Origin of the sequence: Methylobacterium indicum (assembly GCF_001043895.1) — a bacterium.
In the GTDB taxonomy this organism is placed as follows: Bacteria; Pseudomonadota; Alphaproteobacteria; order Rhizobiales; family Beijerinckiaceae; genus Methylobacterium; species Methylobacterium indicum.
On record NZ_JTHF01000098.1, the window covers coordinates 14,977 to 33,554 of the forward strand.

At 71.4% G+C, this 18,578-nt stretch carries 18 protein-coding genes; 5 read left to right on the top strand and 13 right to left on the bottom strand.

The annotated features are described in order from the left end of the window. Positions 1-29 precede the first annotated feature (29 nt). Genes QR78_RS11825 through QR78_RS11835 form a run of 3 tightly spaced genes read left to right on the top strand, consistent with a single transcriptional unit; the run spans position 30 to position 1,281 of the window. Positions 30-497, top strand: a complete 468-nt coding sequence (locus QR78_RS11825) for a rod-binding protein (RefSeq protein ID WP_048427719.1) — start codon at positions 30-32, stop codon at positions 495-497. 5 nt (positions 498-502) lie between these two features. After that, complete coding sequence (locus QR78_RS11830) at positions 503-838, top strand: hypothetical protein (protein ID WP_048427720.1); 336 nt, start codon at positions 503-505, stop codon at positions 836-838. After that, positions 835-1,281: a hypothetical protein gene (locus QR78_RS11835; protein WP_048427721.1), complete on the top strand. Its 447-nt coding sequence runs from the start codon at positions 835-837 to the stop codon at positions 1,279-1,281. Before QR78_RS11830 ends, QR78_RS11835 begins: the two co-directional genes overlap by 4 nt. Before the next feature lie 407 nt (positions 1,282-1,688). Here QR78_RS11835 and QR78_RS11840 read toward each other — a convergent pair whose 3' ends face one another. Further along, positions 1,689-3,146 (bottom strand): DegQ family serine endoprotease, encoded by a 1,458-nt coding sequence (locus QR78_RS11840; protein ID WP_048427742.1) that lies wholly within the window; start codon positions 3,144-3,146, stop codon positions 1,689-1,691. 35 nt (positions 3,147-3,181) lie between these two features. Continuing rightward, a complete protein-coding gene (locus QR78_RS11845; protein ID WP_048427722.1) occupies positions 3,182-4,438 on the bottom strand; it encodes a glycosyltransferase in 1,257 nt (418 codons plus the stop codon). A gap of 143 nt (positions 4,439-4,581) precedes the next feature. On the opposite strand from QR78_RS11845, the gene QR78_RS11850 reads away from it, so the two are divergent. Continuing rightward, on the top strand, positions 4,582-4,761 hold the full coding sequence (locus tag QR78_RS11850; protein ID WP_048427723.1) for a hypothetical protein: 180 nt from the start codon (positions 4,582-4,584) through the stop codon (positions 4,759-4,761). A gap of 93 nt (positions 4,762-4,854) precedes the next feature. On the opposite strand, the gene QR78_RS11855 is transcribed toward QR78_RS11850, so the two are convergent. The 10 genes from QR78_RS11855 to pal form a co-directional block, all read right to left on the bottom strand. Next, positions 4,855-6,528 carry an acyl-CoA dehydrogenase family protein gene (locus tag QR78_RS11855; protein WP_048427724.1) on the bottom strand — a complete coding sequence of 558 codons (1,674 nt, stop codon included), beginning with the start codon at positions 6,526-6,528 and terminating at the stop codon, positions 4,855-4,857. Between the two features lie 107 nt (positions 6,529-6,635). Next, positions 6,636-7,406 carry a glucose 1-dehydrogenase gene (locus QR78_RS11860; RefSeq protein WP_048427725.1) on the bottom strand — a complete coding sequence of 257 codons (771 nt, stop codon included), beginning with the start codon at positions 7,404-7,406 and terminating at the stop codon, positions 6,636-6,638. 97 nt (positions 7,407-7,503) lie between these two features. Next, positions 7,504-8,445: an outer membrane protein gene (locus tag QR78_RS11865; RefSeq protein WP_048427726.1), complete on the bottom strand. Its 942-nt coding sequence runs from the start codon at positions 8,443-8,445 to the stop codon at positions 7,504-7,506. A gap of 176 nt (positions 8,446-8,621) precedes the next feature. Continuing rightward, a complete protein-coding gene (locus tag QR78_RS11870) occupies positions 8,622-9,461 on the bottom strand; it encodes an outer membrane protein (protein ID WP_048427727.1) in 840 nt (279 codons plus the stop codon). Between the two features lie 247 nt (positions 9,462-9,708). Further along, on the bottom strand, positions 9,709-10,578 hold the full coding sequence (locus tag QR78_RS11875; RefSeq protein WP_048427728.1) for an outer membrane protein: 870 nt from the start codon (positions 10,576-10,578) through the stop codon (positions 9,709-9,711). Between the two features lie 269 nt (positions 10,579-10,847). Beyond that, positions 10,848-12,191, bottom strand: a complete 1,344-nt coding sequence (glmM, locus tag QR78_RS11880; RefSeq protein ID WP_048427729.1) for a phosphoglucosamine mutase — start codon at positions 12,189-12,191, stop codon at positions 10,848-10,850. 219 nt (positions 12,192-12,410) lie between these two features. Next, entirely contained in the window at positions 12,411-14,333 is a 1,923-nt protein-coding gene (gene ftsH / locus QR78_RS11885) for an ATP-dependent zinc metalloprotease FtsH (RefSeq protein WP_048427730.1), read from the bottom strand. A gap of 214 nt (positions 14,334-14,547) precedes the next feature. Continuing rightward, on the bottom strand, positions 14,548-15,594 hold the full coding sequence (tilS, locus tag QR78_RS11890; RefSeq protein ID WP_053220889.1) for a tRNA lysidine(34) synthetase TilS: 1,047 nt from the start codon (positions 15,592-15,594) through the stop codon (positions 14,548-14,550). Beyond that, positions 15,591-16,544, bottom strand: coding sequence for a tol-pal system protein YbgF (ybgF, locus tag QR78_RS11895; protein WP_048427744.1), 954 nt, complete (start codon positions 16,542-16,544; stop codon positions 15,591-15,593). The genes tilS and ybgF overlap by 4 nt, the downstream gene beginning before the upstream one ends. 146 nt (positions 16,545-16,690) lie before the next feature. Further along, entirely contained in the window at positions 16,691-17,236 is a 546-nt protein-coding gene (gene pal / locus QR78_RS11900; RefSeq protein ID WP_048427731.1) for a peptidoglycan-associated lipoprotein Pal, read from the bottom strand. Between the two features lie 372 nt (positions 17,237-17,608). Here pal and QR78_RS11905 point away from each other — a divergent pair, with 372 nt between their 5' ends. Further along, positions 17,609-18,055 carry a response regulator gene (locus QR78_RS11905; RefSeq protein ID WP_082171962.1) on the top strand — a complete coding sequence of 149 codons (447 nt, stop codon included), beginning with the start codon at positions 17,609-17,611 and terminating at the stop codon, positions 18,053-18,055. On the opposite strand, the gene QR78_RS11910 is transcribed toward QR78_RS11905, so the two are convergent. After that, complete coding sequence (locus QR78_RS11910; RefSeq protein WP_048427732.1) at positions 18,045-18,509, bottom strand: low affinity iron permease family protein; 465 nt, start codon at positions 18,507-18,509, stop codon at positions 18,045-18,047. The two genes, QR78_RS11905 and QR78_RS11910, sit on opposite strands and share 11 nt — an antisense overlap. Positions 18,510-18,578 lie beyond the last annotated feature (69 nt).

Consider the following 18,578-nt stretch of genomic DNA (forward strand, 5'->3'; position numbering starts at 1 on the left):
TCACCGAACGAGTCCGGACCCGACCGCCGATGAGCATCACCCCGCCCTCCGACATCGTGCTCGACGTGGCCCGGGCCGCCGATCCGGCGCGCTTCCAGGAGGCCGCCGCCAAGCTGTCGCAGCCCGGCAGCGCCGGCGCGACCGCCTTCGCGGACGCGGCCCGCGACGTCGGGCTCTCGACCCACATGCCGCTCGACGCCCGCGGCGCCCTCACCGGCCTGCAGAACCAGACCGCGATGTCGGGGGCCGGCAGCGACCCCTACAAGAAGTTCGAGGGGCTGGTGCTGCAGCAATTCGTCGAGGCGATGATGCCGGAGAAATCCGAGACCGTGTACGGCAAGGGCAATGCCGGCGGGATCTGGAAGTCGATGCTGGCCGAGCAGATCGGCACGCAGATCGCCAAGGCCGGCGGCATCGGCATCGCCAAGATGCTGAACGCCGCCCACCCGGCCGGCCCCGCGCCGGTGGATGCCGCCAACCCGGCGGCCAAGGTTTGACCGCCATGCTGCTCGCCTGCATCAAGCGGCTCGAGGCCGTGGTCGAGGAGGAGACCGAGGCGCTGGAAACGCGATCGCCCATGGACCTCGACGGCCTCAACCGCCGCAAGAGCCAGGGGCTCCTGGAGCTCACCCGCCTCACCCGCGACCTCGATCCCACCGCCCTCGAGACCACCGAGGCGATCCATCTGGCGCGGCTGCGCGACAAGCTCGCCCGCAACCAGCAGGTCGTCGCCCTGCATCTGCGGGCGCTGGAGGAGATCGACGACACCCTGACCCAGGCCGCGCTCGCCCGCGACTCCGACGGCACCTACACCGCGCGCACGAGCCTCCGGTCATGAAGATCCTGATCACCGGATTGTGGATCTGCGCCGTCACCATCGCGTCGTGCTACGGCGCGGTGACCTTCGGCGGCGGCATCTTCTCGAAGAAGACCGAGCCCTATCTCGAAGGCCTGCAATACCAGAAGCTCGCGCCGATCAACATCCCGATGATCGCCGACGGCCGTGTGCAGGGCTACGTCATCGCGGTGCTGGTCTTCACCGCCGACGCCAAGCTGATGCACACCCTGCCGGTGCCGCCCAACGCCTTCGTGGTCGACGAGGCCTTCCGCCAGATCTACGGCGATCCGGCGCTCGATTTCCGCAAGCTGGCGAAATACGACATCACCAAGCGGCTGGCCGAGGTGCGGGCGAAGGTCAACGAGCGTCTCGGCGGCGACGTGGTGAAGGACGTGCTGGTCGACGAGATCAATTTCGTCGCGAAGCGGGAAGTGCGGTCGTAGAGGCCGATCTCGCCTGAACACCGCGCCCCGTTTTCCCAAGGATTGACCCGTCAAAGACACAGCACGGGTTTCCCCTCTTTCCGCGGGTGCAGGGCTGTCCGGGGAAAGGTGTAGCGCAGGTTCTCTCCTCTCCCCGCGGGCGGGGAGAGGGCCGGGCCTCCGTTCAGGAGGTCCGGCAAGCCCGCAGGGCGAGGGTGAGGGGGTCTCGACGAGTGAGCCACTTCCGGCAACACCCCCTCACCCTCGCTTCGGCTGCGCCTCCGCTTGCCGTGTTCCCGTTCAGGGAACACGGCCCTCTCCCCGCCCGCGGGGAGAGGGGAAGATCCGCGCTCTTCCTTTCCCGGACGGCGCTCGTCGTTTCCGAACTCGGAACAACGGAGGTCGGTGGCGCGGGGAAGGTAAGCCCCCTACCCCCCGAACACCGACGTCATCTGCTGCCCGCCGCGGTTGATCGTGACCTCCCACATCGGCGCGGTGGCGCGGGTGATCCGCTCGAGGTCCTTGGTGGTGGCGACCGGCGTGCCGTTCACGGCGATCAGGATGTCGCCCTTCTGCAGGCCGACCCGGTTGGCGACGGTGCCGCTCTCGACCTCGGAGATGATCACGCCGTCGCCCTGCGTCGCGGCCGGCAGGTCGAGCTGCAGGTCCTCGATCACCGCCGGCGACAGGTTGACCACCGTGGCGCCGAGGAAGGGCGAGCGGGTCTTCACCTTGAGCGCGTCGCGCGGGCGGGTCTCCGGCGCCGGTCCGAGGCGCACCGGCAGGGTCGTGCGGGTGGCGCCGCGCAGGACCGTGAGCTTGGTCTCGCCCTTGATGCCCTTGAGGGCGAAGCGGTAGCCGAAGGCCTCCGGGTCGTCGACCGTCTGCCCGTCCACCGCCAGGATCACGTCGCCGCGCTTCAGCCCCGCCTCCTCGGCCGGGCTCTTGGCCTGCATCGAGGCGACCAGCACGCCCGTCGGGTGGTCGAGGCCGACGCTCTCGGCGATGTCCGGGGTGACGTGCTGGAGCCGCGCGCCGAGCCAGGGCCGGCGCACCGTCTTGGCGCCGCCCTTGGCCGTCTCCACCACCGCCTTGACCATGCTGGCGGGAATCGCGAAGCCGATGCCGTGGCTGCCGCCGGACTGCGAGTAGATCGCCGTGTTGATGCCGACGAGGCCGCCATTGAGGTCGACCAGCGCGCCGCCGGAATTGCCCGGGTTGATCGCCGCGTCGGTCTGGATGAAGAACTGGTAGTCGGCCGAGCCGACCTGGGTGCGGGCGAGCGCCGAGACGATGCCCTGCGTCACCGTCTGGCCGACGCCGAACGGGTTGCCGATCGCGATCACGAAGTCGCCGACCTGGAGGTTTTCGGAGTCGCCGATCTCCATCGGCGTCAGGCCGCCGCTCGGGCTCTTGATCTTCAGGATCGCGAGGTCGGTGCGGGGGTCGCGCAGCAGGATCTGCGCCTCGAACTCGCGCCGGTCGTTCAGCGCCACCTTCACCTCGTTCATGTTCTCGATGACGTGGTTGTTGGTGACGATCAGGCCCGAGGCATCGACGATGACGCCGGAGCCCAGCGAGCGCTGCGCCCGCTCCTGGGGCAGGTTCGGACCGGCATCGCCGAAGAAGCGGCGCAGGAATTCGTCCATCGCGCCGCGGTTGGCGGCGCGCTTCTCGACGTGGGTGCCGTAGACGTTGACCACGGAGGGCGCGGCGCGCTTGACCAGCGGCGCGAAGGAGAGCTGCACCTGCGCCTTCGACTCGGGGACGGTGCGATTGTCCTGAAGGGCGCGGAACGGCGGCACCGACTCGGCCTGCGCGCCTGCCGGGTGGGCGACTCCGAGCAGGAGCGCGGCGAGCAGCAGGGAGGTCGTCGGGCGGCGCATCGGCATTCGGGTCCTGTCCGTGTCTGGGTGCTCTCTCACATGACAGCACTGCGCTGAAAAGATGGCGCCTCGGCCGCGCCCGTCATCCCCGCATAGAGGTCGCAGAGCGCCGCCGCGTGGGCGGCGAGCGTCATCGGGGCCTCCCAGTAGCACTCGTGCGCGGCCGCGCCGAGGCGGCGCACCAGGGCGTCGTCCCTCAAGCGACCGAACGCCTCCGCGAGCGATGCGGCGTCCGGGGCGGTGACGAAGCCGGTCTCCCCGTCCCGGATCTTCTCTCCCGCGCCGGCCCGGCCGGAGGCGATGGCCGGGATGCCGGCGGCGAGCGCCTCGTAGACCGTCAGCGGCCCGGTCTCGAGCCAGCGCGACGGGGCCGCCACGGCGCGGGCCCGGGCGCGCAGCAGCGCCTCGACCTCCGCAGGCGCGCGCCAGCCGATCACCTCGGCGCGGGGCACGGCGCGCAACTCGTCGGCGAGCGGCCCGTCGCCGACGAACAGAGACGGCAGTCCGGCCCGGTGGGCGGCCTGCGCCACGAGGTCGGCCCCCTTCTCGCGGGTGAAGCGCCCGACGAAGGCGATGGCGTCGCCGCAGGCCGGATCCGCCGGGGCGGCGCGCGCGACCCGGACCGGGTTGTCGATCCGGTGGTGGAAGAACGGCCCGCCCGCCAGCATCGGTTCGAGCCGGGCCCGGCTGCCGTCGGAGACGTGGACGAGGGCGAGCGGGCGGCGCCCGAAGCCGCGAAAGATCGCGGCCTGCTGGGCGAAGCCGCGCACCAGCCGCACGGCCTTGTGGGCGCGCGATTGCGGATCGCAGGACGCCGCGAGGCAGCCGGGCGAGAACGGCCGCAGGGAGCAGGGCTCCGCGGTGTCGAAGCGGTAATAGACGCCGTTCGGGCAGGCGAGGAAGTAGTCGTGCAGGGTCACGGCCACCGGGGCGTGCTGGCGCGCCAGCACGGAAAACACCGCCGGCGAGAGCGAGCGGGTCCACTGGTGCAGGTGCAGCACGTCGGGCCGGTCCGGCAGGGCCGCCAGCGCCGCGTCCAGGCGCCGCGCCGCCTCGCGGTTCCAGATTCCCTCGACGGCGCCGCGCCAGGCCGGACGCTCCCACACGTCGGTGAGGCCCAAGGACACCCGGCGGATGCCCGGGTGATCGAGCAGCGGGTCGGCCGGGCCGTCGACCCCGTGGATCAGCGTGACGGCGACGCCGCGTTCGGCGAGGCCGCGGGCGGATTCGATCGCGACCTTCTCGGCGCCGCCCTTCGGCGTCGCGAAATTCGTCAGGATGACGGCGTGCATCGGCGGGCCCTCTCACCCGCGCATCCTAGCCGGCGAGGCGCCACCGCGCGGTTAAGCGCGCCAGCGGACGAAACAGGTGCCCGCCCCACGCGTTAGCCGGGCAACCCGTCCCGTGCCGGGACGCCGTACCCAGGGAGGCCCCGATGGCCGACGACACCAAGACCCCGAACCAGGACCAGCCCGGCTTCCGCCGCGACAGCGCCTCCCCGGACGACAAGGCGCGGCCGGAGAACCAGCAGAGCAAGCTCAGCGAGCGCCTCGACGAGGGGCTGGAGGAGACGTTTCCGTCGAGCGATCCCGTCTCGGTGAAGATCACCAAGTAGCCCCGGACACTGGGATCGGAAACGGCGGCGGCGCGCAGGGGTAGACCCCCGCGCGCCGCTTCGACGTGTCGGAGGCTCGCGCCGGCCCGCGCCTCACTGCACCTCGAGCAGGCGCCGGGCGATGACCTGGGCCTGGATCTCGGCCGCGCCCTCGAAGATCGACAGGATGCGGGCGTCGCAGAGCAGGCGGCTCACCGGGTATTCGAGGGCGAAGCCGTTGCCGCCGTGGATCTGGAGCGCGTTGTCGGCCGCCGCCCAGGCGACGCGGGCGGCGAGGAGCTTCGCCATCCCGGCCTCGAGGTCGCAGCGCTTGCCCTCGTCCTTCTGATGGGCGGCGTAGTAGGTGAGCTGGCGGGCCATCGCGATCTCGACCGCCATCATGGCGAGCTTGTCGGCGACCCGCGGGAACGAGACCAGCGGCTTGCCGAACTGCACCCGCTCCTCGCCGTAGCGCAGGCCGACATCGAGGGCCGCCTGGGCGACGCCGACGGCGCGGGCCGCGGTCTGGATGCGGGCCGATTCGAAGGTCTGCATCAGCTGGGCGAAACCCTTGCCCTCGACGCCGCCGAGCAGGTTGCCCTCCGGCACTGCGAACCCGTCGAAGGCGAGCTCGTACTCCTTCATGCCGCGATAGCCGAGCACCTCGATCTCGCCGCCCGACAGCCCCTCGACCGGGAAGGGATCCGCGTCGGTGCCGCGGGGCTTCTCGCCGAGCAGAAGCGACAGGCCCTTGTGGCCCGGCTCCTCGGGCTTGGTGCGCACCAGCACGGTCATCAGGTCGGCGCGGACCGGGTGGGTGATCCAGGTCTTGTTGCCGTGGATGCGCCAGGTATCGCCGTCCTTCACCGCCTTGGTGCGGAGCGATGCGAGGTCGGAGCCGGTATTCGGCTCGGTGAAGACCGCGGTCGGCAGGATCTCGCCCGAGGCGATTTTGGGCAGGAAACGCTGCTTCTGCTCCTCGGTGCCACCGCACAGGATCAGCTCGGCGGCGATCTCCGAGCGGGTGCCGAGCGAGCCGACGCCGATATAGGCCCGCGACAATTCCTCCGAGACCACGCACATCGAGATCTTCGGCAGGCCCATGCCGCCGTATTCCTCCGGGATGGTGAGCCCGAACACGCCGAGCTCGGCCATCTGGCCGATGATCTCGAGCGGGATGTAGGCGTTCTCGAGGTGCCATTCATGGGCGTGGGGGGCGACCTCGGCCTGGCCGAAGCGGCGCATCTCGGTGCGGATCGCCTCCATGTCCTCGTCGAGGCCGCTGTCGCCGACGGTGGCGCCCGAACCCTCGCGGATCAGCCGCACCAGGGCGGCGCGGTTGCCGGCGGTGTTGCCTTCCGCGATCAGGGTCTCGACCGCGTCGGAGCGGTGGCGCGCCACCTCCTGGGCCTTGAGGCCGAGCGACGAGGTCGGGCGCACCATCTCGCCCTGGCTCATCGGAATGCCGCCGAAGAGCTGCTCCAGGTACTCGCCGAGCCCGATGCGCACGAGAAGCGTCTCGGTCTCGCCGAAGCGCCCCTCGCCCGCGAGGCGGGCCGCGTAGGCGCCGAGCTGGACGATCGCCTCGGCGTAGGTCGAGAGCCAGGCGAGACCGTGGGCGGCGTGCTGCTCGGCCTCGAGGCGCTCCGCCGACAGGCGGCCGTCGGCCCCGACGAGGCCGGCGCGCACGCGCCGGGCGGCATCCGCGGCGAGCGCCTTCGCGGAGAGACCCGCCTCCTGCGCGAGGGTGACGAGGTCGGTCGGGGCGGGGGCGGCCTGGGCGGACATCGGTCAGGTCTCCGGTCAATCTTGCTGCGGCGCATACAAATAGCCGCGAATCGCCGACCTGTAGAGGGGGCAGCCTGCCGCCGGGTTCCGACTTTCGGGGCAGGCGTTTATTGCGCCGTCACGCCGCCGTCGATCACCATCTCGGCCCCGGTGACGAAGCCCGCCTCGTCCGAGGCGAGGTAGGTCGCGAGCCCCGCGATCTCCTCGGCCGCGGCGTTGCGCCCCAGCGGCACCGAGGCCTGGAGGCGCTGGCGCAGCTCCTCCGGGCTGTAGCGGCTGCCGGCGGCGAGATCGCGCAGCATGTCGGTCTCGGTGAAGCCCGGATGGATCGAGTTGCAGCGCACGCCGTAATTCCGGCGGGCGCAGTGCAGCGCCACCGACTTGGTGAGGAGCCGCACCGCCCCCTTCGAGGCGTTGTAGGCGGCGAGGTTGTGCCCGCCGACGATGCCGGAGACCGACGAGAGGTTGATGATCGCCCCGCCGCGCCCGGCCGGCGGCTTCATCGCCCGCACGGCGTGGCGGCAGCCCAGGAAGGTGCCGTCGACATTGACGTCCTGGACCCGGCGCCACTGCTCCAGGGTCACGGATTCGATCGTGCCGACCACCGCGATCCCGGCATTGTTGACGAGCACGTCGAGGCCGCCGTGGCGCGAGACCGTGCGGTCGATCGCCCGCGTCCAGTCCTGGTCCTTCGTCACGTCGAGGGAGCAGGGATGGAAGGCGGGATTCTCCGGCGCCACGCGCTCGGCCTCCGCCCCGTCGAGGTCGGCGAGGATCACCGCCGCGGCTCCCTCGCGGGCGAAGCGCCGCGCGATCGCGAGGCCGATTCCCCGCGCGCCGCCCGTCACCAGGGCGACCTTGCCGGCCAGACGCTGCATCGGGATTCTCCTGCCTTTCGGTCCGCCTCTTCTCGCGGGGCGGCCCGGCAGGGTGGCGCGGCGGAGCCGCGCCCGCAAGCGCTCGTCGCGCGTGCCCTCAGAACTTCACCGCGGCACCGCCGCGCACGGTGTTGAGGTTCATCTTGTGGCCGTCGAAGTCGTTGAACAGCACGTACTGGTATTCGGCACGCAGCAGGATGCCGGGCGTGATCGCGTATTCCAGGCCCGCGCCCGCCGCGAAGCCGCCGACGATCTTCTCCTTGGTGCGTCCCACCACGACGGGGGCGAGGAGCTGGCCCGCGGTCGGCGCGTAGGGATTGAACGTCGCGTCGGTCTGGTCGAACGTGCGGTAGCCGGCATTGAAGAGCGGGGGGCGCTTCGTCGGATCGGGGATCGACTGGTTGGCGCGGTAGGTCGTCTGGTCGAACTCGTAGGCCTGGACCGAGACACGCTCCGTGATCTGCGCCCGGCCGATGGCGAGGCCGCCGGTGACGTAGGGCAGGAGGTTGCCCATCGCGTAGCCGGCCCGCGCCCGGATCGTGGCGTAGTCCCCGACCTCCGTCGAGGCGTCGCCACGCAGGTTGATGGCACGGTAATCGCCGTTGCTGCTCGTGATGCTGCGACCGATCGTATTGGTCAGCGCCCGGCCGATGATCCCGGAATGGGTGTAGTCGAGTTCGATGCCGAGGACCGTGTCGTCGAACTGGTAGTTCACGCCGGCATAGGCGCCGAAGCTCACCCCGTCGCGGCGCACCGAGCCGGCGTGCAGCAGGGTCGAGGCTTGCAGGTCGCTTTCGATCGCACGGGCCCGCAGCACGTCGGCGACGATCGGCTGGTAGACCGCGCCGAAGCCGAAGCTCGCGCTCGACCAGCCGCCATGGCCGCCGACATAGATGCCGTCCCAGACGGTCGGCGACGGAGCGGCGACCGGGTCGTAGTCGCTGCCGCGCAGGACGCCGAAATCGAGATCGGCGGCCTGAGCCGGCAGCGGCGCGCCGAGCCCGAGGCCGGCGAGGATACCGAGAATCGCGAAACGCATGGTGGACCGCCCCCGGCTTTCGATCGGCAGTCGTCGCCGCGCCGTTCCGGGGAGAATGTCTCGGTAAGCTTAATATTGCGTTTCTGGGTCGTGCGTTTCCGATGGCGCTGCCCCAACGCAAATCGCCCGGTGCGACGGGTGCACCGGGCGATCTGATCGATGGAGGGGTGAGTCGATCAGTAGGTCAGGCCGCCGAGACCCGGGAGGGCCAGCCCGTTGCCGAAGGCCCAGCGCAGGCCGACCCGGAACTCGTTGGCGGTGATGTCCTTGATGCGGGTGTTCTGGGTATAGGCGTCGAAGCCCGAGCGCGCCTTGCCGGCGTTGAGGTAGCGGTAGCTGGCATCGACGCTCACGCCGGCGCCGATCTCGTAGGAGACGCCCGCCATCGCCGCCCAGGCGAGGCCGAGCGAGGTATGGCCGGCGCGGGCGTCGAACCCTTGCGCGCCGAGCGTGTAGGCGCCGTCGACGCCGCTGCCGCAGGCGGTGGTGTAGCAGGTCGTGCCGGTCCAGGCGTCGTGGAAGCGGTTGCTCGCCATGCCGACGCCGGCGCCGACATACGGCGTGAGACCCCACCAGGTGCCGAGATCGACGTAGACGTTGAACAGGCCGGTCAGGACGTCGATCTTGCCGGCCTCGGTGTTGAAGCCCTCGACGAACAGCGTGCGCGAGGAATAGTCGCGGAAGCGGCTGCGGGTGCGCCCGTCGATCGTGACGTCGGCGCGCAGGAAGCTGTTGAAGCGGTAGCCGATGCCGCCGCCGTAGCCGTCGGTGTCGCTCATGCGGAAGCCGACGAGCCTGGCGCCGTCGGTGCCCGGCAGGGTGTCGTCCTTCGGATGGCGAAAATCGCTCGCCGTGTAGTCGCCGCGCAGGTACCAGCCGGACCCGACCTCCACCGGGGCGACCGGCGGGGGCGGCGGCGGCGGAAGCGCGGGCAGCAGGTCGGCGGCGAGGGCCGGCGCGCCGAGCAGCCCGAGCCCGAGGGCCGCGACCGGAATGCAGTGACCGAACCGTGCCATGGGGCGCCCTCTTCTGCCCCGTCGGCTCCTCAGCCGGGGCGTAACGTCGTGATCGTCTCGGATTGGACCCCGCGGGTCCGATGGTTAGGGTTAAGGCCACGAGGTTAGCGGACGCTTAACCTTCCGCATCATTCGCCCGAGTTCTCGCCCGTTCGGCGATTGACATGATGCGGAAACGAGAAAGGGGCGGTGTCGCCCTTGCCGGCCGCCCGCCCCGCCGCAGCGGAGGACGGGCGGCGCGCGATGCTCAGTACTTGCGCACCAGCGGCGCCATCGGCAGCGGGGGCGGCTCGTAGGCGGCGGTCACGACCGGCGCGCCGAACATCCAGCGCATGCCGAGCTTGATGTCGTGCGACTCGAGCTCTTTGGCGCGGTACACCGTCTTCAGGGCGCAGCTCGGCAGGCAGCCGACGACGCCGGTCTCGGCCTCGCCCATGTTCAGGTAGCGGTAGGCGAGTTCGAGCTTGAGGTTCGACGTGACCGCGTAGCTGAGACCGGCATGGGCCGCCCAGGCGAAGTTCGTCTTGTCCTTGGACTTGCCGTAGCCGAGGCCGCCCGCGTAGGTGCCCTGGCCCTGATCCGTCACGCTGCCGAACATGTGGTGGGCGAAGCCCACGCCGGCGCCGACGAAGGGGGTCACCCCGTACCAGTTGCCGAGCTCGACGTAGCCGTTCGCCAGGCCGACGACGGACGAGAACTTGCCCGTGGTCAGGTTGTAGCCGCCGCGGGTGTTGTAGGAGAGATCCTCGGCGAGGAAGCGCCATTCCGCCTGCGTGCGGTACTCGCCCGTGACGTCGAAGCGCAGCCAGGGATTGAACTGGTAGCCGACGCCGACGCCGACGAAGGTCTGGTCGCCGACGTGGTCCTCGATCGCGCTGTACTTGTAGGGGACCCGCGGGGTCGAGACGTCCTCGACGACCGTCTTGCGCAGATCCAGGATGCCGACGCCGACATCGCCGCGCAGGTACCAGCTGCCGCCGATCTCCACCGGAGGGGGCGGAAGCAGCGGCGGGGGCGGCGGAGGCAGGAGGTCGGCGGCGTGGACGAGCCCCGGCGCGGCCACGCTCGCTGCGAGCGTGAAGATGCGCGCCAGCGCGAGTGGCTTGCAGCGGCCCATGACGGTTCCCTGTTGCGAAGGGCCGCTGGATGTCGGGCGGCCGTTCCGGAAGACCTCACGACTCTTGCCGCGTTCGGTAAACCCGCCCTTAACGTTAAGCCTTATGCCTGAGAAATCGTTGCTTTCGCGCGAGATTGCGGCAGGCGGGATGCAGGGCCGGCGCGGGATCCCCCTCCCCCGAGCGGAGGCGGGGGTCCCGCGCATCGCCCTTGGACCGGAGCGGTCGGCCCGGATGGATCAACCGGGGGCGAGACGCGTCGCGCAGCCGGTCAGGCCGCGACCTTGCGCAGGGCCTCGATCACGTCGTCGACCACCTGGACCACGAGGTCGCGGTCGTCGCCCTCGGCCATCACGCGGATCACCGGCTCGGTGCCCGAGGGGCGGATGACGAGGCGCCCGCCCTCGCCGAGGCGCTGGCGGGCGCCCTCGATGGCGGTGACGACGGAATCCTGGCGCAGGGGCTCGCGGCCGGCGCCGTAGCGCACGTTCTTGAGCACCTGCGGCAGCGGCTCGAAGCAGTGGCAGACCTCGCTCACCGGGCGCTGCTGGCGCTGCACCACCGAGAGCAGCTGGAGCGCCGCCACCAGCCCGTCGCCGGTGGTGGCGTAGTCCGACATGATGATGTGGCCGGACTGCTCGCCGCCGAGATTGTAGCCGTGCTCGCGCATGTGCTCGAGCACGTAGCGGTCGCCGACGGCGGTGCGGACCATGCCCAGGCCCAAGCCGCCGAGATAGCGCTCGAGGCCGAGATTCGACATGATGGTGGCGACGATGCCGTTCTTCGTCAGCCGCTGGTCCTCCTGCCAGGAGCGGGCGACCACCGCCATCAGCTGGTCGCCGTCGACCCGCTGGCCCTTCTCGTCGACGATCAGGACCCGGTCGGCGTCGCCGTCGAGCGCGATGCCGATATCGGCGCGCAGCTCCCGCACCTTGCCGACCAGCGCTTCCGGGGCGGTCGAGCCGACGTCGCGGTTGATGTTGAAGCCGTCCGGCTCGGTGCCGATGGCGATCACCTCGGCGCCGAGCTCCCACAGGGTCTCGGGCGCCACCCGGTAGGCGGCACCGTTGGCGCAATCGACCACGACCCGCAGGCCGTCGAGGGTGAGCGCCCGCGGCAGGGTGCGCTTGGCGAACTCGATGTAGCGGGCATGCACGCTCTCGATGCGCTTGGCCCGGCCGAGATCGTTCGAGCCGGCGAGCTTCGTCTGCAGGTTCGAGTCGATCAGGCGCTCGATCTCGCGCTCGACGTCGTCGGAGAGCTTGAACCCGTCGGGCCCGAAGATCTTGATGCCGTTATCCTCGAACGGGTTGTGCGAGGCCGAGATCATCACCCCGATATCGGCGCGCATCGAGCGGGTCAGCATCGCCACGGCGGGCGTCGGCATCGGGCCGAGCAGCATCACGTCCATGCCGACCGAGGTGAAGCCGGCGACGAGCGCCGTCTCGATCATGTAGCCCGACAGCCGGGTGTCCTTGCCGATCACCACCCGGTGGCGGTGGTCGCCGCGCAGGAAGACGAGCCCGGCGGCCTGGCCCACCTTGAGCGCGAGTTCCGGCGTGATCACGCCGTTGGCCCGGCCCCGGATGCCGTCGGTCCCGAAATACTTGCGCACGCTCGTCGTCTCCCTGTCCCGTCCGGGCCTGCGGGCGCCGGTCCCCGCGCCCCTCGGGGCCCGAGCCGGTACCGCCCTTCGCCGGACGCGGTCACACGTTGGTTGGGTTATTTTGGGGCTCGTCCACAACGACAAGGGGCGGCGGGATCTCTCCCGCCGCCCCTTGTCACGAAAACTGGCCGGTGTGGATTTTCGGGCCCGCCCCCGGCTCGATCGCGATCAGGCCTGGGGCTGGGGCTCGTAGCCGCCGTCGTTCTCCCGCGGCCGGCCGCGGCCGGCGGAGGGGACCGGCGAGCCGCGGCTCGGGTTGGTCGGGTAGTCGCCGGCGTCGCGCACGGGCGGCTTGCCGTTGATGAGATCGCGGATCTCGTCGCCCGACAGGGTCTCGTACTCGAGCAGGCCGCGGGCCAGGGCCTCGAGGTCGGCGTGGCGCTCGCTGAGGATGCGGCGGGCATCCTGCAGGCCGGCCTCGATCAGGCGGCGGACCTCGGCGTCGATCTTCTGGGCGGTGGCCTCCGACACGTTCTGCTGCCGGTTGACCTGCATGCCGAGGAAGACCTCGTCGTTGTTCTCGCCGTAGGCGACGGTGCCGAGCTCCGGCGAGAAGCCCCAGCGGGTCACCATCATGCGGGCGAGACGGGTCGCCTGCTCGATGTCCGACTGGGCGCCGGAGGTGACCTTGTCGTGGCCGAAGATCATCTCCTCGGCGACGCGGCCGCCCATCATGATGGCGAGGCGCGAGGTCATCTGCTCGAAGGACATCGACAGCTTGTCGCGCTCGGGCAGCTGCATGACCATGCCGAGCGCCCGGCCGCGGGGGATGATCGTCGCCTTGTGGACGGGATCGGTCGCCGGGACGTTGAAGGCCACGATGGCATGGCCGCCCTCGTGATAGGCGGTCAGCCGCTTCTCGTCCTCGGTCATGACGAGGGTGCGCCGCTCGGCGCCCATCATCACCTTGTCCTTGGCATCCTCGAACTCGTGCATCGTGACGATGCGCTTGCCGCGGCGGGCCGCCAGCAGGGCCGCCTCGTTGACGAGGTTCATCAGGTCGGCGCCCGAGAAGCCGGGGGTGCCGCGGGCGATCACCTTCAGGTCGACGTCGGGCGACAGCGGCACCTTGCGGACGTGGACGCGCAGGATGCGCTCGCGGCCGATCACGTCCGGGTTCGGCACGATGATCTGGCGGTCGAAGCGGCCCGGGCGCAGCAGCGCCGGATCGAGCACGTCGGGGCGGTTGGTCGCCGCGATGATGATGATGCCCTCGTTGGCCTCGAAGCCGTCCATCTCGACGAGGAGCTGGTTGAGGGTCTGCTCGCGCTCGTCGTTGCCGCCGCCCAGGCCCGCGCCGCGGTGACGGCCGACGGCGTCGATCTCGTCGATGAAGATGATGCAGGGGGCGTTCTTCTTCGCCTGGTCGAACATGTCGCGGACGCGGCTGGCGCCGACGCCGACGAACATCTCGACGAAGTCCGAGCCCGAGATGGTGAAGAACGGCACGTTGGCCTCACCGGCGACCGCCCGGGCGATCAGGGTCTTGCCGGTGCCGGGGGGGCCGACCAGCAGCACGCCGCGCGGGATGCGGCCGCCGAGGCGCTGGAACTTCTGCGGGTCGCGCAGAAACTCGACGATCTCCTGCAGGTCTTCCTTGGCCTCGTCGACGCCCGCCACGTCCTCGAAGGTGACGCGGCCATGGGCTTCGGTCAGGAGCTTCGCCTTGGACTTGCCGAAGCCCATGGCCCGGCCGGCGCCGGACTGCATCTGGCGCGACAGGAAGATCCAGGCCCCGATGAACACCAGGATCGGCAGCCAGTTGACGAGCAGCGCGATGAACCACGGGGTGTTGTCGGACGGCGGACGGGCCGTGATGGTCACGCCCTTGCCCTGCAGCTTCGACACCAGCGAGGGGTCGTTCGGCGCGTAGGTCGTGAAGGTGCCGCCGCTCGTGTAGGTGCCGCTCACCTCCTGGCCGGAGATGACCACGTTCTGGATGCGGCCCGCCTCGGCGTCGTTCAGGAGCTGGCTGTAGGCGATCTCCCCGCCGCCCGAGCGGTGACCCGGATTCTGGAACAGGGTCACGAGGGCCAGCACCAGCAGGAAGATGACGACCCACAGGGCGAAATTGCGGAAATTGGGGTTCATCGAAGAGTCAATCCCTGAGGAGCGCGGCGCCGCGCGGGCGTGCTGGGTGGGCACCGGCACTCGGAACGCAATGTAGGCACCCACCCGGGCGTTGCCAAGTAATCGCCCGGCGCCTGCGGCGCCGGGCACCCGGCCAAGTAATCGCCCGGCGCCTGCGGCGGCGTGCGCCCGGCCAAGCAATCGCCCGGCGCCTGCGGCGGCGTGCGCCCGGGCGTCACCCCGCGGGCGGGCGCCGCCGCGGCGGCTCCGGCTCCAGCACCAGCCGGCCGCCCTGGGCGGTGAGGAGGAGGCCCGCCACCGTGCGGCGGCACCGCACGCCCGCTCGCAGGGCCGGCAGGACCTCGCCGAGGAGGATCCGCTCCAGCCGTTCGAGCCGCAGGGCCGGTCCGCCCCCGCCGACGGTCTCCAGCCCGAGCCCTGCGACCCGCAGCGCCACCGCCTCAGGCAGGGCCGCGAGGCCGGCCCCGTCGAGGACGAGACGCCCCTCCCCCGCCGGATCGGGCCGTCGCAGGTCCCGGAACGCCGCCTCGGCGGCCTGCGCCAGGGCGGCCTCGTCGCGGCGCAGGCGCCCGGCGAGACGCGCGAGACGCTCGGCGCTCAGCCCCTCCTCGGCGAGGAGGGGCAGCAGGCGCCGTAGCCGGGCGCGGCCGAAGCGGGGGTCGGCGTTGGAGGGATCGCGCACGAACGGCCAGCCCTGGGCCTCGCAGGTCGCGACGAGCCGGGCCTTCGGCATTCCGAGGAACGGCCGGCCGAGAGTGACGCGGCCGGAGGCCGGGGCTCCGAGGCGTCGAACGGGCGCCATCCCGGCGAGCCCGGCCGGGCCGGAGCCGGCGCAGAGCCGCATCAGCACCGTCTCGGCCTGATCGTCGAGGGTGTGGGCGGTGAGGAGAAGGTCGGCCCCGACCTCGCCGGCGAGGCCGGCGAGCAGCCGGTAGCGCTCGGCCCGCGCCGCCTCCTGCAGCCGTGCCGCCGGCTTCGGTCCGGTCCAGGACATGATCCGGTGCGGCAGGCCGAAGGCGGCGGCGAGGACCGCTACCCCTTCCGCCTCGCCGCGCGAGCCCGGCCGCAGGCCGTGATCGACCGTGGCGACGAGGAGCGGGATGGCGGCACGCGCCAGAGCGGCGCAGCCCATCAGCGCCGTCGAATCGGGTCCGCCCGACACCGCCAGCACGGCGCCCCGGTACGGGGTGCCCGGGCCGATCCAGGATCGGAGGAGGTCGTCGCGCTCGGACGGGCCGAGGGGACCGTCCGGGCCGCTCACGCGGCGCAGCGCGCCCGCTTCTGCTCGCGGTCGACGCCCTGCCTCACGTTCGAGGAGGCCTGCGGGAACTTGCGCTCCAGTTCGGCCAGGGTGGCGCAGGCCTGCTCGCGGGCGCCGAGCGCGTTGAGCGAGGCGCCGAGCTTCAGCATCGCGTCCGGCGCCTTGCGCGAGCGGGCATAGTCCGTCGAGACCTTCAGGAACTGCTCGGCCGCCTCGCGGGTGCGGTTGCGCTGCAGGTAGCTCTCGCCGAGCCAGTAGGTCGCGTCCGGCACCAGGGCGTCGCGGGGATGCGACTGGATGAACTGGCGCAGGCTCATCTCGGCCTGCTCGTACTGGCGCTGCAGCACGTAGGCGTAAGCCGCCTCGTAATCGGCCTTGGCGTCGCCGGAACCGGTGGCCGCCACGCTCGCGGAGGGGCGCGGCGCCGCCGGGACCGGGGCCGCGGCGCGGGCCGGCGGGCGCAGGTCGACGGGGGCGGCGTAATCCGGGGTGGCGTCCTCGATCGCGCCGCGGGGCGCGGTGAGGCCGGCGGTGGCATTCGGGGTGGCGGCGCCGCGCGGCGGCTGGGTGGGCGTCGCGGCGCCGGAGGCCTGGGCGTTGCCGAGCGCCTGGGGCGCGCCCGGGGCGTCCGGATTCTGGGATGGATCGAAGGCGTCGCTGCGCTTGTGGGGCTTGGCCGCCGGAGACGCGGTCGCCGGGCGCTGGCCGCCCTTCGATTCCTGGAACCGGAACTCGACGTCCTCCTGGAACTTGCGCAGCTGCTCCTTGAGCTGGCGGTTCTCGTACTGGAGCGACTCGATCTGCCCCGACATCTGGCGCGACTGGTTCTCGAGCCGGTTGAGGCGCACCACGAACTCGGAGGCATCCTGGGCCGCGGCCGGGCAGGCGGCGGCGGCGAGGGCGAGCCCCGAGACGGCGAGGGCGGGGGCGAGGAACAGGCGGCGAAGCATGGCGGGGCGCATCACGGCTCGGGTCAGGCGGCAGGTCCTCGCGCGGGAGGTCCGCATTCGGGAGGTCCGCTCTCGGGAGGGCGGGTTAGCAGAAGCCGCGCCTCCCGGCAAAAGGGGCGGCGCGGGCCGCCCTCCCCGACTTTCGGTCAGGACCCGGCGCCGCCGTCGAGCACCGTGACGGCGCGGCGGTTCTGCGACCAGCACGAGATGTCGTTGCAGACCGCGACCGGCCGCTCCTTGCCGTAGGACACCGTGCGCATGCGGTTCGACCCGATGCCCCGGGAGGCGAGGTAGTCCCGCACCGCCTGGGAGCGGCGGGCGCCGAGGGAGAAGTTGTACTCGCGGGTGCCGCGCTCGTCGGCGTGGCCCTCGATCAGGAACGTGTAGCGCGGGTAGCGCTGCAGCCACTGGGCCTGCTTGTCGAGGGTGGCGATGGCGGTGGGGTTCAGGTCGGTCGAATCGGAATCGAAGAAGACCCGGTCGCCGATATTGACCACGAAGTCCTGGGCGCTGCCCGGCGTCGCGGGGCCGCCGCGGCCCCCATATCCGCCGGCCCCGCCCGCGCCCCCGGCACCATAGGCCGCGGAGGCGTCGGCGAGGTCGTTGTTGCTCGCGCAGGCGGCCATCGACAGGGCGAGCCCGAAGGCGGCGGCGATCTTGAGCGCGCGCAGGGGCGCGAGCGGCAGCGACATCGACCAAAACTCCTCTGGCGGCCCCGTGCGGGGCCGCGACCCGGCGACGTCCGGGACGGTCCCTTCGCCCGGCGGCGCCACGACTGGAACACCGGATCGTCTGTAGTCCCGGCCGGTTAAGCGAAGGTTCCGTCAACCTTGACGGGACCTCGACGCCGGCCGACCCTTCCCGGCCCCGCAGCATCACCGGAGCCGACGACAGCACATCCTGCAAATACGGCCACGCTGCGGCGCGAAACGCGGGCGGCGCGCGCGGCGACCGACCTGTTGCGGACGGGCCACAGGCCGGTCCGGCGGCGCCCGGCCGCGGTTGACGGACCGTTAACCAAACCGCGGGATTGATCCCCGATCGATGATCGGGATCATCCGGCGATGCCAGCGCCTCTGCCCTCCCCCCGGACGACCCTGCCGGGTGACGCACCCTCCCGCGACGGCCGCCCTTGCGTGCTCATCGTCGAGGACAGCTACATGCTGCTCGAACTGCTGGTGACCCTGTGCGAGCAGCACGGCATCGCGACGCTGACCGCCTCGAGCGGCGAGGCGGCGCTCATGCTGCTGCGCGAGCATGGCGGCCGGATCGACTGGCTCCTGACCGACATCCGGCTTCCCGGTCTCGTCGACGGCTGGAGCGTCGCCGAGGCCTACCGGCAGATCCAGCCGCACCGCCCGGTGATCTATTCCTCGACCACCGCCAATCTGCGCCACCCGGCGGTGCCCGGAAGCATCTTCGTGACCAAGCCCTACGTGATCGCCGACATCCTGCGGCTCGCCCGGATGATGGGGAGCGAGATGGAGGCGACCCGCCGGCTCAGCGCCTGAGGGCGTTGCGCGATCCGGTCGCGGCCCGGGCGGCGGCCTCGGCCTTGGCGTTGGCGGCCTCCTCGGCGGCGTCCGCCGCCTCGCTGAGGCGGAAGTCCCTGGCCCGCGCCTCGCAGCGGGCGCGCAAGCCGTCGAGTTCTTCCTCGGTCAGGTGCTCGATGCCGATATAGGCGTTCTGGGCCGCGCTCGCCCGGATCAGCTCGTCGAGCTTGGCCTGGATCGCGGCCCCGTCGCGGTTCTGGGTGTTCTGGATCAGGAAGACCATCAGGAACGTCACGATGGTCGTGCCGGTGTTGATGATCAGCTGCCAGGTGTCCGAGTAGTGGAACAGCGGGCCGGTCACCGCCCAGAGCACGATCAGGATCAGGCTCGCCGCGAAGGTGGCGGGACGCCCCGCCGCCCGGGCGACCGCAGCGGCGAAATCCGAGAAGGTGCGGATGCGTGTCGTGACCATCGTGGCTCCCGCTGCGGTCCGGTGAACCAAAGGTTTCCCCAAGGTTTCCAAGCTTCTGGGCCGAAGAAT